This window comes from Streptomyces longispororuber (assembly GCF_024448165.1).
Taxonomy (GTDB): Bacteria; Actinomycetota; Actinomycetes; order Streptomycetales; family Streptomycetaceae; genus Streptomyces; species Streptomyces longispororuber_A.
Genome location: NZ_JAMOLN010000111.1, coordinates 1 through 26,464 on the forward strand (window position 1 = coordinate 1; position 26,464 = coordinate 26,464).

The following is a 26,464-nucleotide window of genomic DNA, read 5'->3' on the forward strand; positions in this document are numbered from 1 at the left end:
GGCCGGGCTCCCAGATCCCTCCTGCCCCGCGACGCCTGGCACGCGCTCTCGCCGCACCGGGCGCAAGGCCAAGTACATCCAGTACGAGGCCTTGAGCCCGGCTCTCCCCCAGCCTTCGGCCGGGGGGACCCCCTGAGAGCACGCACCAGACGCCGCGGGGCCCGCCCTTCGGGCGGACGGACGGACCTGAGAGACAGGCCCTAGCCCCGTACGGCGTCGATGGCCCGCCCGCGCAGCCCGGCCTGCACCGGCACCCCCGTCGACGTCACGGTCAGGGCCAGCGTGGCCAGGGCGATCGACGCCGCGAGGGCGCCGGGGACGTACGGGAAGGGCGAGCCGAAGGTGGTGTTCAGGATCGGGGCCAGGGTCACCAGGGCGATGACCGAGCCGAGCAGCAGCGCCGTGCCCGCCACCACGAGCGCCTCCCAGAACGCCATGGCGCGGATCTGCCGCCGCTGGGAGCCGACCACGCGGAGCAGGGCCAGGTCCCGGCGGCGCTCCAGGGCGATCATCGCCAGGGTGTTGGCGGAGGCGATGGCGGCGAAGCCGGCGTAGAGGGACGTGCCCATGTAGTCCAGCCACACCTCGCCCGTGCTGCCCGCCGACCCCGTGACGTGCTCGGCGGTGGTGTGCTGGGCGATCTTCGTGACGCCGAAGCCGACGACCAGGACGAGCGGGAGCACGGCGGCGGCGAAGCGGCGGGGCTGCGAGCGGACGTTGAGCATCGCGAGGCGGGCGCTCGGGCCGAGCCGGCCGACCGGCGCGGAGACCAGCCGGGCCGCCGGACCGATCAGCCGCGGGCCGAGCAGCCCCACGCCCACGCAGAACAGGATGAGGACCAGGAAGGCGCCCGAGTTCGCGTCGTCCGCGGGCTGCCGGGAGAGCAGGACCGACAGGAACGCCGCGCCGGCCACCGCCAGGACGCCGAGCGGCGCCCGCAGGAGCCCGAGGGACCGGCGGCCCGCCGCGGCCTCGTCCAGGGCGCGGGCGGGCCGCAGCAGCGAGAAGCGCAGCGAGGACAGCAGGGCTGCGGCCGTGCACGTCACCACCGCCACCGCCAGACAGACCGGCAGCGCGAGCCAGGAGAAGCGGAACGGCACGGTCGCCGGGACCAGCCCGTGGTCGACCATGCCGTGGAACCAGGCGGGTGCCAGGACGGTGCCGCCCAGCGCGAAGCCGAGCAGCGCCGCCGGTACGGACGCCGCCAGCGCCTGCGCCGCCACCGCGCGGCGGACCTGGCGGGGACGGGCGCCGATCGCCCGGACCAGAGCCAGTTCCCGGTGCTGCTGGGCGACGGCCGTGCCCATCGTCGAGACCACCACGAAGATCGACATGTAGACCGAACCGATCAGCAGGACGGCCGCTATGTCGCCGACTCCGTTTGTGGTGATGTCGTGACGGTCTGCCGGGGTGATGCCGTCCGCGCTCGTCGCCGTGAGGACCGTCGTCGAGGCGCTCACCACGGTCGCCGCGAAGAGCGCGGCCACCACCGTTCCCACGAACGCCGGGCGGTGGGCCTTGAGCGCTGCCTGCGCCAGTGCCGTACTCATGGGGTCCAGCGTGCGCGGAGGGGCCCGCGCAGGACCATGGTGCGGGCCCGCCCGTCCGGGCGGGGGACAACCCCACCCCGGGCGAATTCCCCCCACCCGCGCGAGTGAACAGGGGGTCCTCGTCACCTGCTGCTTCGGTCCTGTGACCCGGGGCCCGTCGCACAGGCGGCCCCGGACCTCGTAAGGTCGTGTCCGTGTTGGAGGAGATGCGGATACGGTCGCTCGGAGTCATCGACGACGCGGTGGTCGAGCTGTCGCCCGGATTCACGGCGGTGACCGGTGAGACCGGCGCGGGCAAGACCATGGTCGTCACGAGTCTCGGGCTGTTGCTCGGCGGACGTGCCGACCCGGCCCTCGTACGGATCGGCGCGAAGAACGCCGTGGTCGAGGGGCGCGTCGCCGTGCCCGCCGGGTCCACGGCGGCCACCCGGGCCGAGGAGGCCGGGGCCGAGCTGGAGGACGGGGTGCTCCTCGTCAGCCGTACCGTTTCCGCCGAGGGGCGCTCGCGCGCGCACCTGGGCGGCCGGTCCGTGCCCGTCGGGGTGCTGGCCGAGCTCGCCGACGAACTCGTCGCCGTGCACGGGCAGACCGACCAGCAGGGTCTGCTGAAGCAGGGCCGCCAGCGGCAGGCGCTCGACCGGTACGCCGGGGACGCCGTCGCGGTGCCGCTCGCCAAGTACGCGACCGTCTACCGGCGGCTGCGCGCCGTCAGCAACGAACTCGACGAGATCACCACGCGCGCGCGGGAGCGTGCGCAGGAGGCCGATCTGCTGCGGTTCGGCCTGGACGAGGTCGCGGCCGTGGAGCCGCGCGAGGGCGAGGACGTCGAACTGGCCGAGGAGGCCTCGCGGCTCGGGCACGCGGAGGCGCTCGCCTCGGCCGCCGCCGTCGCGCACGCCGCGCTCGCCGGGAACCCCGAGGACCCCGAGGGCGTCGACGCCACGACGCTGGTCGGCGGCGCGTTCCGGGCCCTCGAAGCGGTCCGCTCCCACGACCCGGCCCTCGCCACGCTCGCCGAGCGGATCGGCGAGGTGCAGATCCTGCTCACCGACGTCGCCGCCGAACTCGCCGGGTACGCCGACGACCTGGACGCCGACCCGCTGCGGCTCGCCGCGGTCGAGGAGCGGCGGGCCGCGCTCACCGCGCTCACCCGTAAGTACGGCGAGGACGTCTCGTCCGTGCTCGCCTGGGCCGAGGCGAGCTCGGCGCGGCTGCTCGAACTCGACGGCGACGACGAGCGGATCGGTGAACTGGCCGCCGAGCGCGACGCGCTCCGTGGTGAACTCGGCGCGCTGGCGCAGGAGTTGACCAACGCCAGGACGGAGGCCGCCGCCCGGTTCGCCGCCGCGGTGACCGAGGAACTGGCCTCGCTCGCCATGCCGCACGCCCGGATCTCCTTCGACATCCGGCAGACCGCGACCGAGGCGGCGGACGGCGTCGAGGTCGACGGCCGGACCGTCACCGCGGGGCCGCACGGCGTCGACGAGGTCGAGCTGCTGCTCGCGCCGCACCCCGGGGCGCCGCCGCGGCCCATCGCCAAGGGCGCGTCCGGCGGTGAGCTGTCCCGCGTGATGCTCGCCGTCGAGGTCGTCTTCGCCGGCACCGACCCCGTACCGACGTACCTCTTCGACGAGGTCGACGCCGGTGTCGGCGGCAAGGCCGCCGTCGAGATCGGCCGCCGGCTCGCCAAGCTCGCCCGGTCCGCGCAGGTCGTCGTCGTCACGCACCTGCCGCAGGTCGCGGCGTTCGCCGACCGGCAGCTCCTGGTCGAGAAGACGAACGACGGCTCCGTGACCCGCTCCGGCGTCACCGTGCTCGAAGGCGAGGACCGCGTACGGGAGTTGTCCCGGATGCTGGCCGGCCAGGAGGACTCGGAGACCGCGCGGGCGCACGCGGAGGAACTGCTCGCGGCGGCCCGCGCCGACGCCTGAGTGCGGCGGCATAGGCTGACCGCATGATCGACGTCACCCGGACCCTCCGCTCCGCCGCCCTCGCCGCGGGTGTCACCCGTGCCGCGGGCGCCGCCCTGCGCCGCGCGAAGCCCGGTGGTGCCGGACGGTGGGAGCGGAAGAACCACGCGGGCCGCACCGTCGACCTGTGCCCGGGCCCCGCCGCCACCCTCGGCGTCGCGGCGGGCGTACTGGCCGCGGAGCCGGGCACGCGCGGCGCCGCGCTGCTCGCCACGCTCGCGGCCGGGGCGTGCGGCGCCTACGACGACGTGGCGGGGGAAGGCGACCCGCGACGCGGCTTCCGGGCCCACCTCACCGCGCTGCGGGACGGCGAACTCACCAGCGGCGCAGTGAAGTTGTTCGGCATCTCGGCGGCGGGGCTCGTGGCGGGCGCCCTGCTGAAGGAGCGGCCCGTCGACCGGGTGCTCGCGGGCGTCGTCGTCGCCGGCAGTGCGCACTTCCTCAACCTCGTCGACGTCCGCCCCGGACGCGCCGCCCAGGCCGCCCTCGTGCTCGGCGCACCCGGGCTGCTGCGCGGTCCGCTGGCCGCCGCGCCGCTGGCCGCCGCCGCTGCCGTGCTCCCGGACGACCGCGGCGAACGCGGCATGCTCGGGGACACCGGGGCGCACGCGCTCGGCGCGGCCCTCGGCGTCGCGATCGTCGCGGGCAGTCGGGACAGGGCGGCCCGAAGGGCCTCGTTGAGGGGTGGTGGCCGGGCGACGGGTGGGAGGGCTGGGCTCGCCGCGCACGCCGCCGGCCTCGTCGCCGCTGCCGTGTACGGGGACCGGGTGAGCGCCTTCGTCAAGGACACGGCTCCGGGGGCAGAGTCACCCGTGTGAGTGGTCCGGTGCGCCGTGTTGCCCGTACCCGCCGGGTGGGGGACCGTGACCGGTGCCGGAACGTCCGTACGGACTGGCATCCTGGGGCCTGCGTCCCACCTCCGGTCCACCATTCGAACCGACTTACCAGGAGCCCCGCCGCGTGAGTCACGTGAGCAGCCACCCCGCGCACGGCCAGTCGCCGCTGCGCACTGTGCAAGTGCTGGGGGGTGGCAGCGCGGGCAGCAGCGCCCATGTCCGGTCCCTGGCCGCCGGGTTGGTGGCCCGCGGCGTCAAGGTCACGGTGTGCGCGCCGTCCGAGGCGGAGCGCGCGTACGGCTTCAGCGACGTCGGCGCACACCACCTGCCGGTGCCGCGCAGCAGCGATCCGGCGTCCGTCGCCGCGCTCCGCGTGGCCTGCGCCGACGCCGACCTGGTGCACGCGCACGGCTTGCACGCCGCGCTGCGCGCCTCCCTCGCGCTGAGCGGGCGCCGCGTGCCCCTCGTCGTCACCTGGCACACCCGCTCGTACGCCGAAGGGGCCCGCGCCCACCTGCTGCGCATCCTGGAGCGGCGGGTCGCCAAGGCGGCGTCCGTGGTCCTCGGCACCTCGTCCGACCTGGTCGACCGGGCCCGCACCCGCGGCGCCCGGGACGCCAGGCTCGCCGCGATCTCCTTCCCGCCGCCCCGCCCGCCCGAGCCCGGCGACGACGACGCCGAGCGCGCCCGCAGCAAGACCAGGGCCGAACTCGGCGCCGTGGACCGCCCGTTGCTGATGGCCGTCGGCACCCTGGAGCGGCACCGGGGCTACGACGTCCTGCTCGACGCCGCCCATGCCTGGCTCGGCCTCGACCCCGTGCCGCTGCTCGTCATCGCCGGCGAGGGGCCCGAGCGGGCCGGCCTCCAGCGTCGCATCGAGAACGAGGGCCTGCCGGTGCGGCTCGCGGGCCGCCGCGACGACGTCGCCGACCTGCTGCGCGCCGCCGATCTCGCGGTGCTGCCCAGCAGCTGGGAGTCCCGGTCGCTGCTCGCGCAGGAGGCACTGCACGCGGGCGTGCCGCTGGTGGCGACCGACGTCGGCGGCATCCCCGAACTGGTCGGCGAGGCCGCCGAGTTGGTTCCTTACGGTGACGCGCCCGCGCTGGCCCGTGCCATCGAGCGGCTGCTGACCGACCCGGTGCGCCGCACCGAACTCACCGCACTCGGCAGCGCGCAGGCCGCGTCCTGGCCGGGCGAGGACGCGACCGTCGCCCAGGTCCTCAGCGTCTACGACGAGTTGACCGGCGCCTACTGAGGTCCGGGGGTCACCCGGCGTCCGGCTGGTGATCGGACCAGACGTAGGTCGCGGGCAGCAGATCGGCGATCCGCACCGCACGGAGGCCGTCGCCCTCGCCGCTGCCGACGATGACCTCGATGCCGGGGAAGTAGTCGAGCATGGCCTGCCGGCACCGCCCGCACGGCGGAATCACCCCGCGGTCGCGGTCCCCGACGGCGACCATCGTGTCCAGTTCGTACGCGCCCTGGGCGGCGGCCGCGCCGATGACGACCAGCTCGGCGCAGGGCCCGCCGGTGAAGTGGTAGGCGTTCACCCCGGTGACGATCCGGCCGTCCCGGTTGCGGGCCGCGGCGGCCACGGTGTGGTTGTCGCCCCGGCAGTGGGTGCGGGCGACCTCCGTCGCGGCCTCGATCAGCTCATGGTCCACGGGGTGGGGCTGGATGGTCATCTTCTCCGCCTTCTCGTCGCACGCCTGCTCGTCGGACGCGCTGTTCGCCGGACGTCACGGGACTCCGGGAGGATCTCAGACGGGGAACCGGTTCACGGCACGTGCCGGCGGGCCCGCAGCGCCAGGCTCAGCGCGAGCACCGTCTGCGGGTCGTCCAGGTCCGTGCCGAGCAACTCCCCTATCCGCGCGAGGCGGTTGTAGAGGGTCTGCCGGTTCAGGTGCAGCTCACGGGCCGTCTCCGCCTTGCGGCCCGCATGCGCCAGATACGTCTGGAGCGTGGGCAGCAGCGGCGGCTTGGAGCGCTTGTCGTGGTCCTGGAGCGGGCCGATCGCCCGCTCCACGAACGCCGCGAGGTCGGGATGGTCGCGCAGCCGCCACAGCAGCAGGTCGATGTCGAGCCGCCGCGCGTCGTACCAGGGCCGGTCCGTCAGCCCCTGCGCGGCCGTCGCCGTCTCCGCCGCGTGCCGCAGCCCCGCGGCGGCCGCCGCCCAGCCGCCCGCGCCGCCGACCACCACGACCGGTGGCTGGGCGCCCGCCCGCTGCATACCGGCCCGCTCCACCCCCGCCCGCAGCGCCGCCGCGACCCGGTCGGCGACCGCGGTGCGCTCCGAGTCCGAGCGCAGTCCGAGCAGCAGCGGCACCCGCCCCTCCACCGGCCGCACCCCGAGCAGCACCGGCACCCCGACCGACGCCAGCTCCTCCGACACGGCCCGCGCGAGCACCGCCCAGCCACCGCCGGGGGACAGTCCCACCGACCCGGCCGCCGCCTCCGGCAGCCGCATCACTACCGGCAGCAGCGGCCCCTGCCCGGTCGGCTTGAAACCGAGGACCCTGGCCTGCGCCGGAGCGTCCTCCGGCTTGATCCGGCCCTCCGCGAGATCGGTCAGGAAGTCACCGCGCCCGCGCGCCGCGAGCTCCTCCTCCTGCCGGGCCTGCATCAGCACCACGGCGAGGGAGCCGGCGGCCCGCTCGGCGGCGATCCGGTGCACCGGCGCGAGCGTCGCCGACACCGGCAGCAGCACGAGCCGCGCGCGCACCGAACCGGCGCCGGGCCCGCCGCCCGGCACGTCCACGAGCACGGCACCGCCCGGCGGCTCGTCCTTGTGCGTGCCGCGCATGCCTTCCCACACCTGCAGCGGATCGGCGACGTCGGCGTCGACCCCGGCGGCGTAGAGCAGCTGGCCGTCGACGGTCTCCAGGAAGACCGGGTTCCCGCTGAACTCGGCCAGGATGCGCAGTACTTGCGGTACGCCCCCGCCGCCGAGCAGCGCCTCGGTGCAGCGCCGGTGCACCTCCTCGGCCCGCTGCAGGAGCGCATAGTGCCCGTTGACGATCTCGGTGTGGATCTCCTCCGTCACCGTCACGAACGGCACCTCGCGGTGCAGCTGCACCAGCGGCAGCCCCGCCGAGCGCGCCGTCTCCACGAGCGCCGCGGGCAGCCGCGCGAACCGCTGCCCCAGCTCGATGACGAGCGCCGCGATGCCCCGCTCGGCCAGCTTGCGCACGAAGGCGCGCTGCTCGGCGGGGCGCGTCCCGATCCCGTACCCCGTGGTCAGCAGCAGCTCGCCGCCCTTGAGCAGCGACGCGATGTTCGGTACCTCGCCCGCGTGCACCCAGCGCACGGTCCGCTGCAGCCGCTCGCCGCCCGCCACCACTTCCGGCAGCCCGCTGCGCAGCCCCGGCAGTTCCAGGGCGCGCTGCACGGTGATGCCGCCGGGGGAGGAGAACTCGGGGGAGGTGCTGTTCATGCTGCGGACGGTACCGGCGGGCCGGGCCCGCGGGCACCTCGGGGCGCGGGGAACCGGCTGCGGCCCCCACGCCCCGTACGCGACGGGGCGCTAGCCCCCGTACGCCCCCGAAGCGGTCAGCCGCAGCGCCGTGTCGATCAGCGGCACGTGACTGAACGCCTGCGGGAAGTTGCCGACCTGCCGCTGCAGCCGCGGGTCCCACTCCTCGGCGAGCAGGCCCAGGTCGTTGCGGAGGGCGAGCAGCTTCTCGAAGAGCTTGCGGGCCTCGTCGACCCGGCCGATCATCGCCAGGTCGTCCGCCATCCAGAACGAGCAGGCCAGGAACGCCCCCTCGTCACCGGGCAGCCCGTCCACACCGGCGTTGTCCCCGTCGGTCGGGTAGCGCAGGATGAACCCGTCCGCCGTCGACAGCTCCCGCTGGATGGCCTCGATGGTGCCGATGACGCGCTTGTCGTCCGGCGGCAGGAAGCCCATCTGCGGAATCAGCAGCAGCGAGGCGTCCAGCTCCTTGCTGCCGTACGACTGCGTGAACGTGTTGCGCTCCTTGTCGTACCCCTTCTCGCACACGTCCCGGTGGATGTCGTCGCGCAGCTCGCGCCACTTCTCCAGCGGACCGTCCGCGTCGCCCGACTCGATGAGCTTGATGGTCCGGTCGACCGCGACCCACGCCATGACCTTCGAGTGCACGAAGTGCCGGCGCGGCCCGCGCACCTCCCAGATGCCCTCGTCCGGCTCGTCCCAGTGGCCTTCGAGATAGCGGATCAGCTTCAGCTGGAGGAGCGACGCGTAGTCGTTGCGCGCGAGCCCGGTCATGTGCGCCAGGTGCAGCGCCTCCGTGACCTCGCCGTACACGTCGAGCTGGAGCTGGTGCGCGGCGCCGTTCCCGACCCGCACCGGCGCCGAGTTCTCGTATCCGGGCAGCCAGTCGAGCTCCGCCTCGCCGAGCTCCCGCTCGCCCGCGATCCCGTACATGATCTGCAGGTTCTCCGGGTCGCCCGCCACCGCGCGCAGCAGCCACTCGCGCCAGGCCCTGGCCTCCTCGCGGTACCCGGTGCGCAGCAGCGACGACAGGGTGATCGCCGCGTCGCGCAGCCACGTGTACCGGTAGTCCCAATTCCGTACGCCACCGATCTCCTCGGGCAGCGACGTGGTGGGCGCGGCGACGATGCCGCCGGTCGGCGCGTACGTCAGCGCCTTGAGCGTGATCAGCGAGCGGACGACGGCCTCGCGGTACGGACCGTGGTACGTACAGTGCTCGACCCACTCCCGCCAGAAGTCCTGCGTCGCCTCCAGCGCGCCGTCCGGGTCCGGCAGCGGCGGCTGCTCCTTGTGCGAGGGCTGCCACTGGATCGTGAAGGCGATCCGGTCACCGGGCGCGACCGTGAAGTCGGAGTACGTCGTCAGGTCCTTGCCGTACGTCTCGGCGTCCGTGTCCAGCCACACGGAGTCCGGCCCGGCCACCGCGACCGTACGGCCGTCCACCTTGTGCACCCACGGGGTGATCCGCCCGTACGAGAAGCGCATCCGCAGCGCCGAGCGCATCGGGACGCGCCCGCTGACGCCCTCCACGATCCGGGTCAGCTGGGGCGCGCCGTCGCGCGGCGGCATGAAGTCGGTGACGCGGACGGTGCCGCGCGGGGTGTCCCACTCCGATTCGAGGACGAGCGAGTCACCGCGGTACGAGCGGCGCGCCGCCGTCGGCGGCTCCGCGTCGGCGGCATGTGCCGGGCCCAGGCGCCAGAAGCCGTGGTCCTCTGTGCCGAGCAGCCCGGCGAAAATGGCATGCGAGTCGAAGCGGGGCAGGCACAGCCAGTCGACTGTGCCGTCCCGGCAGACCAGGGCAGCGGTCTGCATGTCTCCGATGAGTGCGTAATCCTCGATGCGCCCGGCCACGTGCATCTCCAGTCGAACGGCCACGCACACCCCTGCGCTGCGACAGTAGTGCTGAGAGGGGCATGCGCTCTGCGGTCTTCACGGTCAACTAACGGTCGTCAACTACGGTCAACGGATCGTCTAGATACGTCGTCTTGATACGTCGTTGTCAAACGAACTGACGAGCCGGTTGTACCGGGGGAGATTCCGGCGATCGGACTTCGTGTTCCGGTGAACGGTCGGGAACGGGCGGGGGTGTTGCCGTTGTGATTCCGTTTTCCAGCGTGACTCGCCAGCCGAGTGTCCGAGCAGGATACGACGCACCTCGGCGATCCGCGTGCCGCTCCCGGCAACGCGCCTGGGCCGAACGGGTGAGCACCGGGTGACGAGGTTGTGAGCCCGTGGCGAGGCATGTGCGGAGCGTGGCCGGAAGCAGCCTCGTCCCGTCGCTGATACCCTGGTAGCCCGTGAGCCGGTGGTCCTAGAACCCCCGAACCGCAGCGACGGCGCCTCCCCCGAAAGTACGGGGACCACGCCGGTACGCACCCCAGACCGCGACCACGGGAGCCCCCTCTTGGCCATGACGCCCAAATCCACGACGACCAAGCACATCTTCGTCACCGGGGGTGTCGCCTCCTCCCTCGGCAAGGGCCTCACCGCCTCCAGCCTCGGGATGCTGCTCAAGGCACGGGGCCTCCGCGTCGTCATGCAGAAGCTCGACCCGTACCTGAACGTCGACCCGGGCACGATGAACCCCTTCCAGCACGGCGAGGTGTTCGTCACCAACGACGGCGCCGAGACGGACCTGGACATCGGCCACTACGAGCGCTTCCTCGACCGTGACCTCGACGGTTCGGCCAACGTCACCACCGGTCAGGTCTACTCGCAGGTCATCGCCAAGGAGCGGCGCGGCGAGTACCTCGGCGACACCGTCCAGGTCATCCCGCACATCACGAACGAGATCAAGCACCGCATCCGCCGTATGGCGACGGACGAGGTCGACGTCGTGATCACCGAGGTCGGCGGCACGGTCGGCGACATCGAGTCGCTGCCGTTCCTGGAGACCGTCCGCCAGGTCCGCCACGAGGTCGGCCGCGACAACGTCTTCGTCGTGCACATCTCGCTGCTGCCCTACATCGGCCCCTCCGGCGAGCTGAAGACCAAGCCCACCCAGCACTCGGTGGCCGCCCTGCGCAACATCGGTATCCAGCCGGACGCCATCGTGCTGCGCTGCGACCGCGAGGTCCCGACCGCCATCAAGCGCAAGATCAGCCTGATGTGCGACGTCGACGAGGCCGCCGTCGTGGCCTGCCCCGACGCCCGCTCGATCTACGACATCCCGAAGGTCGTGCACAGCGAGGGCCTGGACGCGTACGTCGTGCGCAAGCTGGACCTGCCGTTCCGCGACGTGGACTGGACGACCTGGGACGACCTGCTCGACCGCGTCCACAACCCCGACCACGAGATCGTCATGGCGCTGGTCGGCAAGTACATCGACCTGCCCGACGCCTACCTGTCGGTGACCGAGGCGCTGCGCGCCGGCGGCTTCGCCAACAAGGCCCGCGTCAAGATCAAGTGGGTCACGTCGGACGACTGCAAGACCCCGGCAGGCGCCAAGAAGCAGCTCGGCGACGTCGACGCGATCTGCATCCCCGGTGGTTTCGGCGACCGCGGCGTGTCCGGCAAGGTCGGCGCGATCCAGTTCGCCCGCGAGAACAAGATCCCGCTGCTCGGCCTCTGCCTCGGCCTCCAGTGCACCGTCATCGAGGCGGCCCGGAACCTGGCCGACATCCCCGACGCGAACTCGACGGAGTTCGACGCGGCGACCGCCCACCCGGTGATCTCCACCATGGCCGAGCAGCTCGACATCGTCGCCGGTGAGGGCGACATGGGCGGCACCATGCGCCTGGGCATGTACCCGGCCAAGCTCGCCGAGGGCTCCATCGTGCGCGAGGTGTACGACGGCAAGGAGTACGTCGAGGAGCGCCACCGGCACCGCTACGAGGTGAACAACGCGTACCGCGCCGAGCTGGAGAAGAAGGCCGGCCTGCAGTTCTCCGGCCTCTCCCCGGACGGCAAGCTCGTCGAGTACGTCGAGTACCCGCGCGACGTCCACCCGTACCTGGTCGCCACCCAGGCGCACCCGGAGCTGCGCTCGCGTCCGACGCGTCCGCACCCGCTCTTCGCCGGCCTCGTGAAGGCCGCCGTCGAGCGCAAGGTGGCCGCTGCCGCGGGGGCCAAGAAGGCCAAGTAAAGCTTGTCACACAAGCGATGTACGGTTACCGGGGTGCGTGCCTTTTGCGGCACGTGCCCCGGTTTCTTTTGCGCCTGGTTGCTTTTCGTACGTGGGAGGACGTTCCGGCATGACGACGATCAAGGACACTGCCGAGGAGTGGGAGGTCCGGGCGACCGAGACCCCGTTCGTCGGGAACAAGACCTCGGTGCGTACGGACGACGTGGTCATGCCCGACGGGTCGGTCGCCCGGCGCGACTACCAGGTGCACCCCGGCTCCGTGGCCGTGCTCGCCCTCGACGACCAGGGGCGGGTGCTGATCCTCAAGCAGTACCGGCACCCCGTGCGCATGAAGCTCTGGGAGATCCCGGCGGGCCTGCTCGACATCCCCGGTGAGAACCCGCTGCACGCGGCGCAGCGCGAGCTGTACGAGGAGGCGCACGTCAAGGCCGAGGACTGGCGCGTGCTGACGGATGTGTACACGACGCCGGGCGGCTGCTCCGAGGCCGTGCGCATCTTCCTGGCGCGGGACCTCTCCGAGGCGGAGGGGGAGCGGTTCGAGGTGGAGGACGAAGAGGCCGACATGGAGTTGGCGCGGGTGCCTCTGGCGGACCTGGTCCGGGGTGTGCTCGCGGGTGAGCTGCACAACAACTGCCTTGTGGTGGGCGCCCTTTCGCTTGCGGCGGCTCTTGCGGGGGACGGGGTCGGGGCGCTGCGTCCCGCCGAGTCGGAGTGGCCTGCGCGCCCGTTCGAGGCGTAGCGCCGGTGCGGGTGCTGATGCGTCGGCGGCTGCGGGTGCGTCGTGGCTGGTCGCGCAGTTCCCCGCGCCCCTGAAAGCCGACTGCGTCTGCCTTGGGGGTCTTTCGTCGCGGGCTGCAGGCCGGTGGGGCTTCTCGCGCAGTTCCTCGCGCCCCTGAAGGCTTGCGGCTGCGCCGCTTGCCTTCATCGATGAGATGCCGCACCGAAGGTGCGCATCTCAGGGGCGCGGGGAACTGCGCGAGCGACCACGACGGGACCCGCGGTCGAAGACGCACCGCTACCTGGCAGACGCTCAGGGGGCGCGACCAGCCCCCACCGGGGCCCGCACCCGGCACACCGTCCGGTGCGACCATCCGCTGATCCGACCGGGTGACTTCGCCGCGCCGCCCGCCAAGGGCACCCGCACCCCCTGAACTACGCTCGGAAACGCCCCTGCCGACCCCCGGAGGGGCTTGCTGGGTGAGACGGAGCGTGGCCCGTGACGGATCAGGCGGTCGAGTCGGACGACGTGGCGGAGGCCGAGTCGTCGCAGGGGCAGGTCCGCAAGCGGCGCCGCACCCGCCGGGGTCAGGATGTGACGGACGCTCAGTTCCTCGGCCGCAGGCGGGAATTGAAGGAGCTGCGGGCCGACATCGAGCGGGCCGGACTCGACACCCTGTCCGGCCGGAAGGTGCCGCGCGCCCGGGTCCTGCTGGTCGCCGGACGCCCCGGCACCGGCCGTACCGCCGTCGCCGAGGAACTGCTGCGCCAGGTCGCCGACCAGTACCCGGACGGCTCGCTGCGGACCCGGCTCACCGCCCCCGACGGCACCCCCGTCCCGACCGAACGCGTCGCCCGTGACCTGCTGAACGCGCTCGAACTGCCCGCGCCCCCCGGCGAGTCGGCCGACGACCTCACCGAGCGGCTGCGCGAGGGGCTGTCCGTGCGCCGCGTCGCGCTGCTGCTCGACGACGCGGGGGACGCCGAGCAGGTCGACCCGCTGCTGCCCGAGAACGCCGACTGCCTCGTCGTGGCCGTCGCCGAGGGCCCGCTGACCGGCATCCCCGACGTCCGGCCCTGCACGCTCGGCGGGCTCGACACCAAATCCGCGCTCGAACTCCTGACCAGGCACACGGGCTCCGTCCGCGTCACCTGCGACCCGCGCTCCGCCGAGTCGCTGGTCGAGCTGTGCGGCGCCGAACCCGCCGCCCTGGAGATCGCCGGCGGCTGGCTCGCCGTGCGGCCGAAGGAATCCGTCGCGGACCTGGCCAAGCAGCTGCACTCCGACGACAACGCCGGTGACGGGCCCGCCCTCGCCCGCGTCTTCCGGCACGCGTACGCCACGCTGCCCGGGCCCGCCGCCCGGATACTGCGATTCCTCAGCCTCGCCCCCGAGGGCTACGTCGACCCGCACACGGCCTCCGCGCTCGCGGGCTGCTCCGTGTCCGCGGCCCGGACCACCCTCGACGACTTCGTGACCCTCGGCCTGGTGCGGGCGGTCGACTCGGAGCTGCCGCAGTACGAGGTGCCGGGCTGCCTGGTGCCGCTGCTGCGCGGGCTCACCGAGACCCAGGACCGGCCCGGCGAGGTGCAGCTGGCCCGCGCCCGGATGCTGGAGCGGACCGTGCGGCTGCTCACGTCGTGCCGCGCGGTCACCGAACCCGACGGCTCCCCGGCCCGCAAGAAGCTCGCCGGACTGCCCAGCGCCCTGCGGTTCGCGAACCCGGAGGCGGCCGCCGAGTGGCTGGACGTCCGGCGGCCCACGCTGCTCGCGGCGGCCCGACTGGCCGTAGCCGACGGGGAGTTGGACACCTTGGCGCGCCGCCTCATGGCCGCGCTCGTGCGGGCGATGGTGGCGCACCGCGGAACCGAGGCCGCGGCTCCCGACCTGTACGGGATCCACCGGCTCGTCCTCGACGTGGCCGAGCGGCGGAACCTGCCGAGGGAGCAGGCCGCGGCCCTGCTCAATCTCGCCGACCTCGACGCGCAGACCGGCCGCACGCAGGAGGCGCTCACCCGCTACCGGGCCGCCCTCGACGCCGGACGGGCCGCGCAGGACCCGTACGCGACCGGCCGCGCGATGGAATCCGTAGGCGGCGCGTACCAGGAGCTGGGGGACTGGCAGCGGGCCGCCGACTGGTACGGCCGCGCCCTCGCCCAGCGGATCACCCGGGGCGAGCGGGCCGACGCCGCGCGTCTCCATGGCCGGATCGCGGCGGTGCACACCTACGCCGGCCGGTACGGCGAGGCGCTGCGCGGCTGGCGCTCGGCCGTGGCCGGATACCGCAAGGAGGGCGACGTCCCCGCCCAGGCGCGGGCGCTGAGCGAACTGGCGCGCGTGCAGGAGTACGCCGGGCGGCCCGAGGAGTCGCTGTACACCTGCCAGGAGGCGGTCGAGTGGGCCCGGCAGGCCGAGGACGTGCGTCTGCAGGCGGCGCTCCAGCTGCGGCTCGCGGACACCCTCGAACGGCTCGGCGACCCGGCCGCCGCCAAGCTGCACCGGGGCGCCGCCGAGCGGATGCTGGGCGAGGAACTCCGAGGTGGGGCCGATGCCGGCTCCGCGGAAGCAATCCCTTCGGAACAAGCCACTAACGCCTACGAAATCCGTAGTGCATCCGAAGAAGATTGATGCATCGAAAGGCTAGACAGCCGGAAAACCTTCATTAGACTGGCTCCGCCGCGTCCTTCCGCGGTGTCTCCCGGTGTGTCTGCGAGCACACTGGTATGTAGTGCATTGCCCGAGAAATCCCCTGAGTCAAGGACCGTGATCGACGATGAAGGTCGGCATCCCCCGCGAGGTCAAGAACAACGAGTTCCGGGTGGCCATCACCCCCGCCGGCGTGCATGAGCTCGTGCGCCACGGCCACCAGGTCTTCGTCGAGCAGAACGCCGGTGTGGGTTCGTCGATCACGGACGACGAGTACGTCTCCGCCGGTGCCCGGATCCTCGGCACCGCCGACGAGGTGTGGGCCACCGCCGACCTGCTCCTCAAGGTCAAGGAGCCGATCGCGGAGGAGTACCACCGTCTCCGGAAGGACCAGACGCTCTTCACCTACCTGCACCTGGCCGCCTCCAAGGAGTGCACCGACGCGCTCCTGGAGTCCGGCACGACCGCCATCGCCTACGAGACGGTCGAGACCGCGAACCGCGCGCTCCCGCTGCTCGCCCCGATGTCCGAGGTCGCGGGCCGCCTCGCCCCGCAGGTCGGCGCCTACCACCTGATGGCCGCCAACGGCGGCCGCGGCGTGCTGCCGGGCGGCGTCCCGGGCGTCGCCGCCGGCAAGGCCGTCGTCATCGGCGGTGGCGTCTCCGGCTGGAACGCCGCGCAGATCGCCATCGGCATGGGCTTCCACGTGACCCTGCTCGACAAGGACATCAACAAGCTCAAGGAAGCCGACAAGATCTTCGGCACGAAGATCCAGACCGTCGTCTCCAACGCCTTCGAGCTCGAGAAGGCCTGCCTCGACGCCGACCTCGTCATCGGCGCCGTCCTCATCCCGGGTGCCAAGGCCCCGAAGCTCGTCACCAACGAGCTCGTCTCGCGCATGAAGCCGGGAAGTGTCCTTGTCGACATCGCGATCGACCAGGGCGGCTGCTTCGAGGACTCGCACCCGACCACGCACGCCGAGCCGACCTTCCCGGTCCACAACTCGGTCTTCTACTGCGTCGCCAACATGCCGGGCGCCGTGCCCAACACGTCGACGTACGCGCTGACCAACGCGACGCTGCCGTACATCGTCGAGCTGGCCAACCGCGGCTGGGCCGAGGCCCTGCGCCGCGACGCCGCGCTCGCCCTGGGCCTCAACACCCATGACGGCAAGGTGGTTTACAAGGAGGTCGCCGAGGCCCACGGTCTCGAGCACGTCGAGCTGGAGACCCTGCTCGGCTGAGCCTCGCGACGCGTCTCGTCAACGAGAGTCGTCAATCTCACGCCTACGGCCGGACCTTGTGAGGGGTCCGGCCGTACGCGCATGGGTACGGACATGGCCAACTCGCCTTGAACGTAACCCTTTAACCGATTCGCGCCCCCGCGAAACGCGCCGAAGAACCGTCGCACGCCCTTGACATGAGGGCACTCTGTTGTCGCTGAAGTGCCGACACATCGTGCCGGGTCCGGCGGATTGTGTTGCTGCGGAGCGGTGACACGCCATAGAGTCGCCAACCGTCGGCATGGTGCCACGCTGACCTATCGATAAATGTTCCTGGTCACATCCAAGGAGGTAAGACGACTTGTGAATGAGTCGACATTTACTCCCGGAGGTGGCCAGCCAGGCGGACAGGTTCCCGCGGGGCTTCAAGCTGTCGGCTCCGTCGCTGTCCGAACCTTCGCGGCCCACCAGAGCGGCTATCGGGGCAGCGCCATGAGCGGCCCCCAGCAGACGCCGACGCAGACAGCACACCAGAGCATGGATGGCCATCACGTGAACGCCATGGCCGGCGACCGAAGTGGCGACACACACAGCCACTTCGCCGACTACGACGAACTGCCCGAGGGGCACTTCTACGACCCCGACGCCGAGTACGAGCCCGATCCCGAGTACGCGGCCACGCTCGCCCCGGACGCTGCCCGTCAGCGCCGCGAGCGCATCGGTCCGACCGGGCGTCCGCTCCCGTACTTCCCGATCCCAGGACCGCTGACCGACCACGGCCCCGCGAAGATCATCGCGATGTGCAACCAGAAGGGCGGCGTCGGCAAGACCACGTCGACCATCAACCTGGGTGCGGCACTTGCCGAGTACGGTCGCCGGGTCCTGCTCGTCGACTTCGACCCGCAGGGTGCCCTGTCGGTCGGTCTCGGCGTGAACCCGATGGAGCTCGACCTCACGGTCTACAACCTGCTCATGGAGCGGGGCATGGCCGCGGACGAGGTCCTCCTGAAGACCGCCGTCCCGAACATGGACCTGCTGCCGAGCAACATCGACCTGTCCGCTGCCGAGGTGCAGTTGGTCAGCGAGGTGGCCCGGGAGTCCACGCTGCAGCGGGCGCTGAAGCCGCTGATGGCCGACTACGACTACATCGTGATCGACTGTCAGCCCTCGCTCGGCCTGCTGACCGTGAACGCCCTGACGGCCGCTCACAAGGTCATCGTGCCGCTGGAGTGCGAGTTCTTCGCGCTGCGCGGTGTGGCCCTGCTGACCGAGACGATCGAGAAGGTCCAGGAGCGGCTGAACCCGGACCTCGAACTCGACGGCATCCTCGCCACGATGTACGACTCGCGGACCGTGCACAGCCGTGAGGTCCTCGCGCGCGTGGTCGAGGCGTTCGACGATCACGTCTACCACACGGTGATCGGCCGGACCGTGCGCTTCCCGGAGACCACGGTCGCCGGTGAGCCGATCACCACGTACGCCTCGAACTCGGTCGGTGCCGCCGCCTATCGCCAGCTCGCCAGGGAGGTGCTCGCCCGGTGTCACGCCGAGTGAGTCTGCCGGGGGCCGACGAACTGTTCCGTACGACCGGTGGCATGGCACTGCAGGCGTCGTCGCCGCGGCGGGCGGCGAACGGCGAGGCGCGGGTTCCCGGCCCGGCCGGCGAGAGCGACGAGGCCGCAGCGGCGTCCTCGGGCGAGGACGGTGACGCGGACGCCGCGGCTGCCGAACACACCGCGGCCGAGGCCGAGTCCGACGCCGGTTCGCGCAGTCGGGCCGCCGCGGCGGAGGCCGGGGAGAAGCCGGCCCGGCGGTCGTCCGGTGGGGCGCAGGAAGGTTCTGGCAGCGGTCGGGGGTCCGCGCCCGCGCGGCGCCGTGCCCGGGCCGCGAACCGGCGGCCCAGCGGGCGTGAGCGGCACGACGAGAAGATCACCGTGTACGTCTCCGCCGAAGAGCTGATGGACCTGGAGCACGCGCGTCTGGTGCTGCGCGGTGAGCACGGGCTCGCCGTGGACCGGGGCCGCATCGTGCGCGAGGCGGTCGCCGTGGTCCTGGCCGACCTGGAGTCCCGGGGGGACGCGAGCATTCTCGTACGTCGGCTGCGTGGGCGTTAGCGCCTTCAGCGGTAGCCTCCGGCAGTGATGCCCGTGAACGACTCCGCCCAGCCGGATCCCGCTACGCCCCCTGACCGTGGGGCGCGTCGGCGTGCGCTGGGCCGGGGTGCGCTGGCCGCGCCGGGGCCGGTCGAGCCCGAGCCGGGGCCGGACCCGTCCGACTCCGCAGGCGGCGGACTGCCCGAGGCGGGGGCGGAGGCAGAGGACCAGCCCCAGTCCCAGCCCCAGCCGGATGAGGCCGAGGTCGACGACGGGCGGTTCAAGGTTCGGCTGGCGAACTTCGAGGGGCCCTTCGACCTGCTGCTGCAGCTGATCTCGAAGCACAAGCTCGACGTCACCGAGGTCGCCCTGTCCAAGGTCACCGACGAGTTCATGGCGCACATCCGCGCCATGGGGCCCGACTGGGACCTCGACCAGACCACCGAGTTCCTGGTCGTCGCGGCGACGCTGCTCGACCTGAAGGCCGCGCGGCTGCTGCCCGCCGCCGAGGTCGAGGACGAGGCCGACCTCGCGCTCCTTGAGGCACGGGACCTGTTGTTCGCGCGGCTGCTGCAGTACCGCGCGTACAAGCGGATCGCCGACATCTTCAGCGAGCGGCTGGAGGACGAGGCGCGGCGCTACCCGCGCACCGTGGGCCTCGAACCGCACCACGCCGAACTGCTGCCGGACGTCGTCATCAGCATCGGGGCGGAAGGATTCGCCAGGCTCGCCGTGAAGGCGATGCAGCCGAAGCCGAAGCCGCAGGTGTACGTCGACCACATCCACGCCCCGCTGGTGAGCGTGCAGGAGCAGGCGGGGGTGGTCGTGGCCCGGCTTCGGGAGGTGGGCGAGGCCAGTTTCCGGGAGCTCGTGGCCGACACCGAGGACACGCTCACCGTCGTCGCCCGGTTCCTCGCGCTGCTGGAGCTGTACCGGGAGAAGGCCGTCGCGCTGGAGCAGGAGACCGCCCTCGGCGAGCTGCTCGTGCGCTGGACCGGCGGCGCGGACGAGACCGAACCCGTGGTGACCGATGAGTTCGACCGGCCCCCTGAGCCGGAGAGCAAGGAGAAGGAGGGCGTGGGATGAGCGTCGAGACGGACCGGGACGCCGTGGCCGGGCTCGATCTGAAGCCCGCCCTCGAAGCCGTGCTCATGGTCGTCGACGAGCCCGCCACCGAGGAGCACCTCGCCAAGATCCTGCAGCGGCCGAGGAGGGCCGTGGCCGACGCGCTGCTGGCCCTGGCCGACGAGTACACGACGCAGGGGCGCGGCTTCGAGCTGCGGCTCGTGGCCGGTGGCTGGCGGTTCTACACCCGGCCGGAGTACGCCGCGGCCGTCGAGGGCTTCGTGCTCGACGGGCAGGTGGCCCGGCTGACGCAGGCCGCCCTGGAGACCCTCGCCGTGGTCGCGTACCGGCAGCCGGTCAGCCGTTCCCGGGTCTCCGCGGTGCGCGGAGTGAACTGTGACGGGGTCATGCGGACCCTGCTGCAGCGCGGTCTCGTGGAGGAGGCGGGCGCGGAACCCGAAACAGGTGCGATCCTGTACAGGACGACGAACTACTTCCTGGAGCGGATGGGCCTGCGCGGCCTGGACGAGCTGCCGGAGCTCGCGCCCTTCCTCCCCGAGGCGGACGCGATCGAGGCGGACACGCTGGAAGGGGTTCCGTCGTTCGATCCGGACGCACCCGATGCGCCGGGTTCCGACGACGCAGACGACTAACGGAAATTTGATGCGAAGCAGCAGCGGCAGGAACAGCAGCGGAAACAACGGCGGGAGCCGTGGTGGCAACAGCGGCGGCCGCGGCGGGAGCAGCGGTGGCCGCGGTAACTACCGCGGTGCCGGTAACGCCCGCGACGACAAGCAGGGCGGCGCCGGCCGTCCGAAGAAGCCGCGTCCCGAGGAGCGGCGCTACGACGTGGGCCCCGGCGGCACCCAGGACGGTCCGAAGTCGGGCCGCGGCGCCTCCGCGCGCGGCGGCGCCAAGGGCGGTCCCAAGCAGGGCCAGCGCTCCGGCGGCCGGACCACGCCCTCGTACTCCCGCGAGTACGAGACGCGTGCCGAGGAGCGCAACCGCGACCGGTACGCGGGCAAGCCGAAGGTGAACCTCCCCAAGACGTTCCCGGGCGCCGAGCAGGAGGGCGAGCGGCTGCAGAAGGTGCTCGCCCGCGCCGGCTACGGCTCGCGGCGTGCCTGCGAGGAGCTGGTCGAGCAGGCCCGTGTCGAGGTCAACGGCGAGATCGTGCTCGAGCAGGGCATGCGCGTCGACACCGACAAGGACGTGATCAAGGTCGACGGGCTGACCGTCGCCACCCAGTCGTACCAGTTCTTCGTCCTGAACAAGCCCGCCGGTGTCGTCTCCACGATGGAGGACAACGAGGGGCGCCAGTGCCTCGGGGACTACACGAACAACCGTGAGACGCGGCTGTTCCACGTCGGACGGCTCGACACCGAGACCGAGGGCGTCATCCTGCTCACCAACCACGGCGAGCTGGCGCACCGGCTGACCCACCCCAAGTACGGCGTGAAGAAGGTCTACCTCGCGCACATCGTGGGTCCGATCCCGCGTGACCTGGGCAAGCAGCTGAAGGACGGCATCCAGCTGGAGGACGGGTACGCGAAGGCGGACCACTTCCGGGTCGTCGAGCAGACCGGCAAGAACTACCTGGTCGAGGTGACCCTGCACGAGGGGCGCAAGCACATCGTGCGGCGGATGCTGGCCGAGGCCGGCTTCCCGGTCGACAAGCTGGTGCGGGTCGCCTTCGGGCCGATCACGCTCGGCGACCAGAAGTCGGGCTGGCTGCGCCGCCTGTCGAACACCGAGGTCGGCATGCTGATGAAGGAAGTCGACCTGTAGGACCTGCCGCACAGGGCTTGTCGTGAGCAGCCCCCTCCCTTTAGGGTCAGTGAGACCAATAAGGGAGGGGGCTGCCGCATGCCCGGCTACGACAAGTACGCCTACGAACCCTTCGCCGTCACCGTCGATCTCGCCGTGTTCACGCTCAGGGCCGGCCGACTGCACATCCTGCTCGTGGAGCGTGGCCAGGAGCCCTACGCGGGCCGCTGGGCGCTGCCCGGCGGGTTCCTGGAGCCGGCCGAGTCCGCGGAGAGCGCGGCACGCCGTGAGCTCGCCGAGGAGACGGGCCTGAGCGACGTCGCCGGACTCCACCTCGAACAGCTGAGGACGTACAGCGAGCCCGACCGCGACCCCCGGATGCGGGTCGTCTCGGTCGCCTTCGCCGCGCTCGTCCCGGACGCCCCGGCCGCGCAGGGCGGCGGCGACGCGGCCCGCGCCGCCTGGCTGCCGTACGAGGAGGGCGCCAAGGGCGCGTACGGCCCGCTCGCCTTCGACCACGACCGGATCCTCGCCGACGCGCACGAGCGGATCGGCGGCAAGCTGGAGTACACCTGCCTCGCCACCGCGTTCTGCCCGCCCGAATTCACCCTGGGCGAGCTGCGGCAGGTCTACGAAGTGGTCTGGGGGACCGACCTCGACCCCGCCAACTTTCGGCGGAAGGTCCTCGCCACCCCCGGCTTCGTCGAGCAGATCCCCGGCGCCTCCCGGCTGACCGGCGGCCGCGGCAAGCCCGCGGCGCTGTACCGGGCCGGGGGCGCCGTGTCACTGCATCCGCCGCTGCTGCGGCCCGTGCCCGAACCCGCGGAAGGAAACCGCCGATGACAAAGGACGCCGCCACCGGATCGCTGGTCGGGCTCGCGCTGGGGGACGCGCTGGGTTCTCCGACCGAGTTCAGCGACGTACCGATGATCCTTGCGCAGTTCGGGCCGTGGCGGGAGATGGAGCTGCCCGACGAGGACTCCGTCGCCTACATCACCGACGACACGCAGATGGCGCTCGCCGTGGCGCGGGCCGGGCACCCCGGCTCCCCGGCCGGCTACGCCGACGCGCTGCGCGGCCGGTTCATCGACTGGAACCGGTCGCCCGACAACAACCGCGCACCGGGCAACACCTGCCTCAGGGCCTGTGAGCTCCTGGAGGACCCGCAGCGGGACTGGCGCGACGCCAGCCAGATCCACTCCAAGGGATGCGGCGCCAACATGCGGGTCTCCCCGCTCGGGCTGCTGCCGGGGCTCGACGCGGAACAGCGCGCCGGTGCCGCCCAGTTGCAGGCGGCGCTGACGCACGGTCACCCGACTGGGCTCGCCGCGAGCGACCTGACCGCACGGGCCGTGTTCCTGCTCGCGCAGGGAGCCGACCCCGCCGGGCTCGTCGGACGGCTGCGGTCGTACGCGCTCGAGAACCGCACCCGCTACCACGAGCACTGGCTCGGGGACCTGTGGCGGCGCTCGCAGGACCCGGACCCGGAGCACTTCATGGCGCGCGGCTGGGACGAGTGTCTCGCCGTCCTCGAACGCCTGGAGACCGCCCTGCGCGACGCCAACCCGGAGGTCGACCCCTGCCTCGCCACCGGTGCCGGGTGGATCGCCGAGGAGGCGTTCGCCACCGGGCTCTCCTGCTTCCTCCAGTTCGTCGACGAACCCGTGCTCGCGCTGCGCCGGGCCGCCTGCACCTCCGGCGACTCGGACTCGATCGCGGCGCTCGCCGGGGCCTTCGCAGGCGCCCACCTCGGTGCCGACGCCTGGCCCGAGGAGTGGGTCGCACGGATCGAGCACCGCGACGAGCTGCTCGCGTTCGGCGCGGAGTGGGACGGGGCGGTCAGGAGCTGAGGGCGGCCGAGGCCCGGCGCGTACGGACCAGGAAGTCCTCGATCCGGGCCCGGTCCGGCTCGGCCGGCAGCGGGGTGCGGTCCGCCGCGTCCGCCGCCTCGGCCGCGAGCCGGGCCATCCGGCGGTCCACCTCGGCCCAGGACACCTCGCCCCGCTTCACCGCGAGGAGTTCGTCGCGGGCCTCGCCCACGTCGATGGTCAGCTCGCCCGTGCGCAGCAGATCGCGGCACGACATCAGGAGCCGCAGCAGGTGCATCGCGTGCTTCCAGCGCGGTGCGCCGTGCGTACGGACGTCGGCCGCCAGCTTCCTGTGCTGGCCCTCCGCGTAGCGGGCGAACGTGCCGTGCGCCTGCCGGGACAGGAACGCCCCGCGCAGGGACAGCAGCTCGCGGCCCGTGCCGTCGATGCGCTCGACCAGCGGGGAGTGCAGGCACTCCAGCACGTTCGGATTGGCGCGCAGGGCCAGCTCGCAGAAGCGCTCCAGCTCCCAGGAGAACTGCTCGTCGGCCGGGCCCTCGACGTGCGTGGGCGGCTTGGTGAAGCGCCAGTAGAGCGGGGTCGGCGCCAGGAACACGCCGCGGCGGTCCGTGTCGCTCGCCTCGGTGGCCAGACCGAAGGCGCGCGACCCCATGACGCACGCGTAGACCGTGTGGTCGCGCACCAGATCGGCCGGCTCCAGGTGTTCCTGTTCCATCCGCCGAGCGTAGGCGGAGCCGTCAGTCCAGCGTGATCGAATTTCCGGTGATCGTGATCTTCTGCGGCGGCAGCGGGCGCGGCGCCGGGCCGCCGGCCACCGACGCGTCCGCGATCCGGTACTTCGAACCGTGGCACGGGCAGTTGATCGTTCCGCCGGACACGTCGCGGACCGTGCAGCCCGCGTGGGTGCAGACCGCCGAGAACGCCTTGAAGTCGCCCTTCTCCGGCTGGGTCACCACGACCTTCTTGTCGGCGAAGACCTTGCCGCCGCCCACCGGGATGTCCGTCGTCCTCGTCAGCTCGTCGGCGGCGGGCGGCTGCCCGGCACCGCTGGACGACGGGCCCGCGGCCGACGGCGCCCCGGACGACGGGGTGCCGGACGGCTCGGGCTCCGGCTGCGCGTCGCCGCCCCCGCCCTCGTCGCCGTACTTGCTGCACCCCGCCGCGAGCGCCGCCGCACCCGCGACGAGAACGCTCCTGCGCGACGCGGACCGCCTCATGTCGTCACTCCCACCGTCCGGAAGAACCACAGCGCCGACGTCAGCCACAGCAGCGTCAGGACCGCGAAGGCGAGACCGCCCACCACCGGGAGCAGCCAGCCCGGCAGCCGCTCGGTCCGCAGCAGCAGCATCTTGGCGCTGAACGCCCCGAAGAAGAAGCAGCCGAGGAACGAGTGCCACATCACCCGCGTCGAGTACGTCTGATAGCCCAGCGCGTACAGGCAGTGCACCGCCACCGGGACGGCGACCAGGAACGCGATCCGGCCCGACCAGCGGTGCAGGGCGGACGCCCACGACGGGCCGCGCAGCTTCCCGTAGACCATGAAGGCCGACACGAGCTGGACCAGCGCGAAGGCGAAGGCGACCGTCGCCAGCCAGGACTTCACCGCGCTCGTGCTGGAGAACCCGGCCAGATTGAACGCGGTGCCCTCCGGGTCGTGCACCTTGCCGTACGCGCCGAGCGCCACCGCCACCGCGGCGGCCACGACGGCCGGCACGAGGTAGCGGGCCGGGCTCGGGCGGCGGTGGTCGGGTCCGGGGAAGCTCTGGGTGGCGGCGTTGGGATCGACGGTCATGGGAACCCTCGCGAAGGTCGGGGACCGGGCGGGTCAGGGGACGACCGGGCGTGCGGTGAGCTGCTCGCCGTCGACCGTCACGGTGCCGGTCTCCGGGTCGATGGGCGGCGCGGCCGACGGCTCGTCGTCGCGCCGGACGATGCCGACCTGGCGGCCGCCGGGCAGCACGATCCAGCCGCCGTCGACCTCGGCGCCGCGCACCTCGGTGGTGGCCCGGTACAGGCCGGACGGTTTGACGGCCTTCCGCGCCGTGAAGCCGTACGGCTTCTTGTCGACCTCGACGGTGCCGCGGATCCGGTCGTTCGCCAGCCGGCCCTCCAGCTTGGCGCCGTGCTTGCCGCTGAGCTTCATCGAGCCGTCGTCCTCGACGTTCCCCTTCAGCCAGGACTCCTTGGTGCGGCCGTCGCAGAAGTAGGCGATCGCCTTGTCGCCGCGCACGGAGACCGAGACGGCGGAGCTGTCGTCGTCGGTGCGGCCCGCGTAACTCGTCTTCGGGCCGGCCGACTTGGAGGGGGACGGACTCGGGGGAGTGACCGCGCTCTCGCCGGGACTCGCGGCCGGGCTCGCGGACTTCGACGGGCGCACGCCGGTGGCCGACGGAGATGCGGCGGGCGCGCCCCCGTACGGGGTGCCGGCCTCGCCCGTCGTCGCGTTCAACGAGAGCATGAACAGGCCGAGCGCCAGACCGGCGAAGAGCGTGTAGAGGGGTCCCGAACGCTTCATGGCGCCTCCCCCGAAGCGGTGACGGCGCGGTGCCGCCCTCCCCATGCAATCAGCTCCGGCCGAGTGGCGACAGGGGGCGGTTCGGGTGACATTGGCAGGGTCTGCGGTTGGGGCCGCGCGCCCCCTCCGCGGTGACTCCTCGTACGTCTCGAAAGGCGTGACCCATGGCGAGCAACAACGGCGGTCTTGACCTCGGCAGCCTCCTCGGCGGCCTCCTGGGCGACAAGGGGGGAGGCGGCTCAGCGGGCAGCGTGCTCACGTCGCTGCTCGCGGCCTTCACCAAGGGGCAGAGCGGTTCCGCCGGCGGCAATCCGCTGGGCGGGCTCCTCGAACAGATCACCAAGTCGGGCCTGGTCAGCCAGGAGCAGGTCGAGTCCTGGGTCGGCAAGGGCGAGAACAAGTCGCTCACCCCCGACCAGGTCAAGGAGGCGCTGCCCGACGTGACCCTGCAGAAGGTCGCCGCCGAGTCCGGCGTCACCCCCGACCAGGCCGCCCAGGACATCGCCGGGGCGCTGCCGACGGCCGTCGACAAGCTCACCCCCGACGGAGAGGTCCCGGGCCTCTCCCTGGACCAGCTCGTCGAGCAGCAGAAGCTGTAGCGGTACGTCCAGGGGTGCGCGGCGGCCGTCTCGAAGGACGGGCGCCGCGCACCCGTGCGCGGGGCCCCAACTACGCTGGGCGGTGGCAGAACGTA

Annotated in this window: 23 protein-coding genes; 15 read left to right on the forward strand and 8 right to left on the reverse strand. The window is 72.6% G+C overall.

Features of this window, described 5'->3' with window-relative positions:
• Positions 1-200: 200 nt before the first annotated feature.
• Positions 201-1,550: an ABC transporter permease gene (locus tag M4J07_RS27775; protein WP_255975929.1), complete on the reverse strand. Its 1,350-nt coding sequence runs from the start codon at positions 1,548-1,550 to the stop codon at positions 201-203.
• A 206-nt stretch (positions 1,551-1,756) separates the two neighbouring features.
• On the opposite strand from M4J07_RS27775, the gene recN reads away from it, so the two are divergent.
• The 3 genes from recN to M4J07_RS27790 all read left to right on the forward strand — a co-directional run bounded on the left by recN (position 1,757) and on the right by M4J07_RS27790 (position 5,611).
• Positions 1,757-3,481: a DNA repair protein RecN gene (gene recN / locus M4J07_RS27780; protein ID WP_255975982.1), complete on the forward strand. Its 1,725-nt coding sequence runs from the start codon at positions 1,757-1,759 to the stop codon at positions 3,479-3,481.
• Between the two features lie 23 nt (positions 3,482-3,504).
• On the forward strand, positions 3,505-4,338 hold the full coding sequence (locus M4J07_RS27785) for a hypothetical protein (protein WP_255975931.1): 834 nt from the start codon (positions 3,505-3,507) through the stop codon (positions 4,336-4,338).
• Between the two features lie 142 nt (positions 4,339-4,480).
• Complete coding sequence (locus M4J07_RS27790) at positions 4,481-5,611, forward strand: glycosyltransferase family 4 protein (protein ID WP_255975933.1); 1,131 nt, start codon at positions 4,481-4,483, stop codon at positions 5,609-5,611.
• 10 nt (positions 5,612-5,621) lie between these two features.
• Here M4J07_RS27790 and M4J07_RS27795 read toward each other — a convergent pair whose 3' ends face one another.
• The 3 genes from M4J07_RS27795 to M4J07_RS27805 form a co-directional block, all read right to left on the reverse strand.
• Positions 5,622-6,041: a cytidine deaminase family protein gene (locus M4J07_RS27795; protein ID WP_255975934.1), complete on the reverse strand. Its 420-nt coding sequence runs from the start codon at positions 6,039-6,041 to the stop codon at positions 5,622-5,624.
• A 92-nt stretch (positions 6,042-6,133) separates the two neighbouring features.
• Positions 6,134-7,789: a PucR family transcriptional regulator gene (locus M4J07_RS27800; protein ID WP_255975936.1), complete on the reverse strand. Its 1,656-nt coding sequence runs from the start codon at positions 7,787-7,789 to the stop codon at positions 6,134-6,136.
• A gap of 90 nt (positions 7,790-7,879) precedes the next feature.
• Positions 7,880-9,682, reverse strand: coding sequence for a glycoside hydrolase family 15 protein (locus M4J07_RS27805; protein ID WP_255975984.1), 1,803 nt, complete (start codon positions 9,680-9,682; stop codon positions 7,880-7,882).
• Positions 9,683-10,241: 559 nt separating this feature from the next.
• Between M4J07_RS27805 and M4J07_RS27810 the strand changes: the two genes are divergently transcribed.
• The 11 genes from M4J07_RS27810 (at position 10,242) to M4J07_RS27860 (ending at position 23,276) form a co-directional block, all read left to right on the forward strand.
• A complete protein-coding gene (locus tag M4J07_RS27810) occupies positions 10,242-11,915 on the forward strand; it encodes a CTP synthase (RefSeq protein WP_255975938.1) in 1,674 nt (557 codons plus the stop codon).
• A gap of 109 nt (positions 11,916-12,024) precedes the next feature.
• The gene (locus M4J07_RS27815; RefSeq protein ID WP_255975940.1) at positions 12,025-12,654 is read left to right on the forward strand and encodes an NUDIX domain-containing protein; all 630 of its coding nucleotides are present in this window, start codon (positions 12,025-12,027) and stop codon (positions 12,652-12,654) included.
• Between the two features lie 477 nt (positions 12,655-13,131).
• Entirely contained in the window at positions 13,132-15,261 is a 2,130-nt protein-coding gene (locus M4J07_RS27820; RefSeq protein ID WP_374215090.1) for a tetratricopeptide repeat protein, read from the forward strand.
• Between the two features lie 145 nt (positions 15,262-15,406).
• Positions 15,407-16,522: an alanine dehydrogenase gene (gene ald, locus M4J07_RS27825; protein WP_255975942.1), complete on the forward strand. Its 1,116-nt coding sequence runs from the start codon at positions 15,407-15,409 to the stop codon at positions 16,520-16,522.
• A 342-nt stretch (positions 16,523-16,864) separates the two neighbouring features.
• Positions 16,865-18,055 (forward strand): ParA family protein, encoded by a 1,191-nt coding sequence (locus tag M4J07_RS27830; RefSeq protein ID WP_255975944.1) that lies wholly within the window; start codon positions 16,865-16,867, stop codon positions 18,053-18,055.
• The gene (locus M4J07_RS27835; RefSeq protein ID WP_255975945.1) at positions 18,040-18,615 is read left to right on the forward strand and encodes a hypothetical protein; all 576 of its coding nucleotides are present in this window, start codon (positions 18,040-18,042) and stop codon (positions 18,613-18,615) included. Before M4J07_RS27830 ends, M4J07_RS27835 begins: the two co-directional genes overlap by 16 nt.
• Positions 18,616-18,642: 27 nt before the next feature.
• Positions 18,643-19,680, forward strand: coding sequence for a segregation and condensation protein A (locus M4J07_RS27840; RefSeq protein ID WP_255975947.1), 1,038 nt, complete (start codon positions 18,643-18,645; stop codon positions 19,678-19,680).
• Positions 19,677-20,312 carry an SMC-Scp complex subunit ScpB gene (scpB, locus tag M4J07_RS27845; RefSeq protein WP_255975949.1) on the forward strand — a complete coding sequence of 212 codons (636 nt, stop codon included), beginning with the start codon at positions 19,677-19,679 and terminating at the stop codon, positions 20,310-20,312. The genes M4J07_RS27840 and scpB overlap by 4 nt, the downstream gene beginning before the upstream one ends.
• Before the next feature lie 10 nt (positions 20,313-20,322).
• Positions 20,323-21,447 carry a pseudouridine synthase gene (locus M4J07_RS27850; RefSeq protein ID WP_255975951.1) on the forward strand — a complete coding sequence of 375 codons (1,125 nt, stop codon included), beginning with the start codon at positions 20,323-20,325 and terminating at the stop codon, positions 21,445-21,447.
• A 78-nt stretch (positions 21,448-21,525) separates the two neighbouring features.
• Entirely contained in the window at positions 21,526-22,269 is a 744-nt protein-coding gene (locus M4J07_RS27855; RefSeq protein WP_255975953.1) for an NUDIX hydrolase, read from the forward strand.
• Positions 22,266-23,276 carry an ADP-ribosylglycohydrolase family protein gene (locus M4J07_RS27860; RefSeq protein ID WP_255975955.1) on the forward strand — a complete coding sequence of 337 codons (1,011 nt, stop codon included), beginning with the start codon at positions 22,266-22,268 and terminating at the stop codon, positions 23,274-23,276. Before M4J07_RS27855 ends, M4J07_RS27860 begins: the two co-directional genes overlap by 4 nt.
• Here M4J07_RS27860 and M4J07_RS27865 read toward each other — a convergent pair.
• Genes M4J07_RS27865 through M4J07_RS27880 form a run of 4 tightly spaced genes read right to left on the reverse strand, consistent with a single transcriptional unit; the run spans position 23,266 to position 25,770 of the window.
• Positions 23,266-23,970 (reverse strand): nucleotidyltransferase domain-containing protein, encoded by a 705-nt coding sequence (locus tag M4J07_RS27865; RefSeq protein ID WP_255975957.1) that lies wholly within the window; start codon positions 23,968-23,970, stop codon positions 23,266-23,268. The two genes, M4J07_RS27860 and M4J07_RS27865, sit on opposite strands and share 11 nt — an antisense overlap.
• A 22-nt stretch (positions 23,971-23,992) precedes the next feature.
• Positions 23,993-24,472: a Rieske (2Fe-2S) protein gene (locus M4J07_RS27870; protein WP_255975958.1), complete on the reverse strand. Its 480-nt coding sequence runs from the start codon at positions 24,470-24,472 to the stop codon at positions 23,993-23,995.
• On the reverse strand, positions 24,469-25,047 hold the full coding sequence (locus M4J07_RS27875) for a DUF6529 family protein (RefSeq protein WP_255975960.1): 579 nt from the start codon (positions 25,045-25,047) through the stop codon (positions 24,469-24,471). The genes M4J07_RS27870 and M4J07_RS27875 overlap by 4 nt, the downstream gene beginning before the upstream one ends.
• A gap of 33 nt (positions 25,048-25,080) precedes the next feature.
• The gene (locus tag M4J07_RS27880) at positions 25,081-25,770 is read right to left on the reverse strand and encodes a hypothetical protein (RefSeq protein WP_255975962.1); all 690 of its coding nucleotides are present in this window, start codon (positions 25,768-25,770) and stop codon (positions 25,081-25,083) included.
• Between the two features lie 164 nt (positions 25,771-25,934).
• Between M4J07_RS27880 and M4J07_RS27885 the strand changes: the two genes are divergently transcribed.
• Positions 25,935-26,369 carry a YidB family protein gene (locus M4J07_RS27885; protein ID WP_255975964.1) on the forward strand — a complete coding sequence of 145 codons (435 nt, stop codon included), beginning with the start codon at positions 25,935-25,937 and terminating at the stop codon, positions 26,367-26,369.
• Positions 26,370-26,464: the final 95 nt, after the last annotated feature.

Bases quoted from the DNA above. Each gene is read 5' to 3' on its own strand.
- M4J07_RS27800 (WP_255975936.1), bottom strand. From the start codon at position 7,789: ATGAACAGCACCTCCCCCGAGTTCTCCTCCCCCGGCGGCATCACCGTG.
- ald (WP_255975942.1), top strand. From the start codon at position 15,407: ATGAAGGTCGGCATCCCCCGCGAGGTCAAGAACAACGAGTTCCGGGTG.
- M4J07_RS27865 (WP_255975957.1), bottom strand. From the start codon at position 23,970: ATGGAACAGGAACACCTGGAGCCGGCCGATCTGGTGCGCGACCACACG.
- M4J07_RS27885 (WP_255975964.1), top strand. From the start codon at position 25,935: ATGGCGAGCAACAACGGCGGTCTTGACCTCGGCAGCCTCCTCGGCGGC.
- recN (WP_255975982.1), top strand. From the start codon at position 1,757: ATGCGGATACGGTCGCTCGGAGTCATCGACGACGCGGTGGTCGAGCTG.
- M4J07_RS27855 (WP_255975953.1), top strand. From the start codon at position 21,526: ATGCCCGGCTACGACAAGTACGCCTACGAACCCTTCGCCGTCACCGTC.
- M4J07_RS27775 (WP_255975929.1), bottom strand. From the start codon at position 1,550: ATGAGTACGGCACTGGCGCAGGCAGCGCTCAAGGCCCACCGCCCGGCG.
- M4J07_RS27880 (WP_255975962.1), bottom strand. From the start codon at position 25,770: ATGAAGCGTTCGGGACCCCTCTACACGCTCTTCGCCGGTCTGGCGCTC.
- M4J07_RS27850 (WP_255975951.1), top strand. From the start codon at position 20,323: ATGCGAAGCAGCAGCGGCAGGAACAGCAGCGGAAACAACGGCGGGAGC.
- M4J07_RS27875 (WP_255975960.1), bottom strand. From the start codon at position 25,047: ATGACCGTCGATCCCAACGCCGCCACCCAGAGCTTCCCCGGACCCGAC.
- scpB (WP_255975949.1), top strand. From the start codon at position 19,677: ATGAGCGTCGAGACGGACCGGGACGCCGTGGCCGGGCTCGATCTGAAG.
- M4J07_RS27785 (WP_255975931.1), top strand. From the start codon at position 3,505: ATGATCGACGTCACCCGGACCCTCCGCTCCGCCGCCCTCGCCGCGGGT.
- M4J07_RS27870 (WP_255975958.1), bottom strand. From the start codon at position 24,472: ATGAGGCGGTCCGCGTCGCGCAGGAGCGTTCTCGTCGCGGGTGCGGCG.
- M4J07_RS27840 (WP_255975947.1), top strand. From the start codon at position 18,643: ATGCCCGTGAACGACTCCGCCCAGCCGGATCCCGCTACGCCCCCTGAC.
- M4J07_RS27810 (WP_255975938.1), top strand. From the start codon at position 10,242: ATGACGCCCAAATCCACGACGACCAAGCACATCTTCGTCACCGGGGGT.
- M4J07_RS27815 (WP_255975940.1), top strand. From the start codon at position 12,025: ATGACGACGATCAAGGACACTGCCGAGGAGTGGGAGGTCCGGGCGACC.
- M4J07_RS27795 (WP_255975934.1), bottom strand. From the start codon at position 6,041: ATGACCATCCAGCCCCACCCCGTGGACCATGAGCTGATCGAGGCCGCG.
- M4J07_RS27860 (WP_255975955.1), top strand. From the start codon at position 22,266: ATGACAAAGGACGCCGCCACCGGATCGCTGGTCGGGCTCGCGCTGGGG.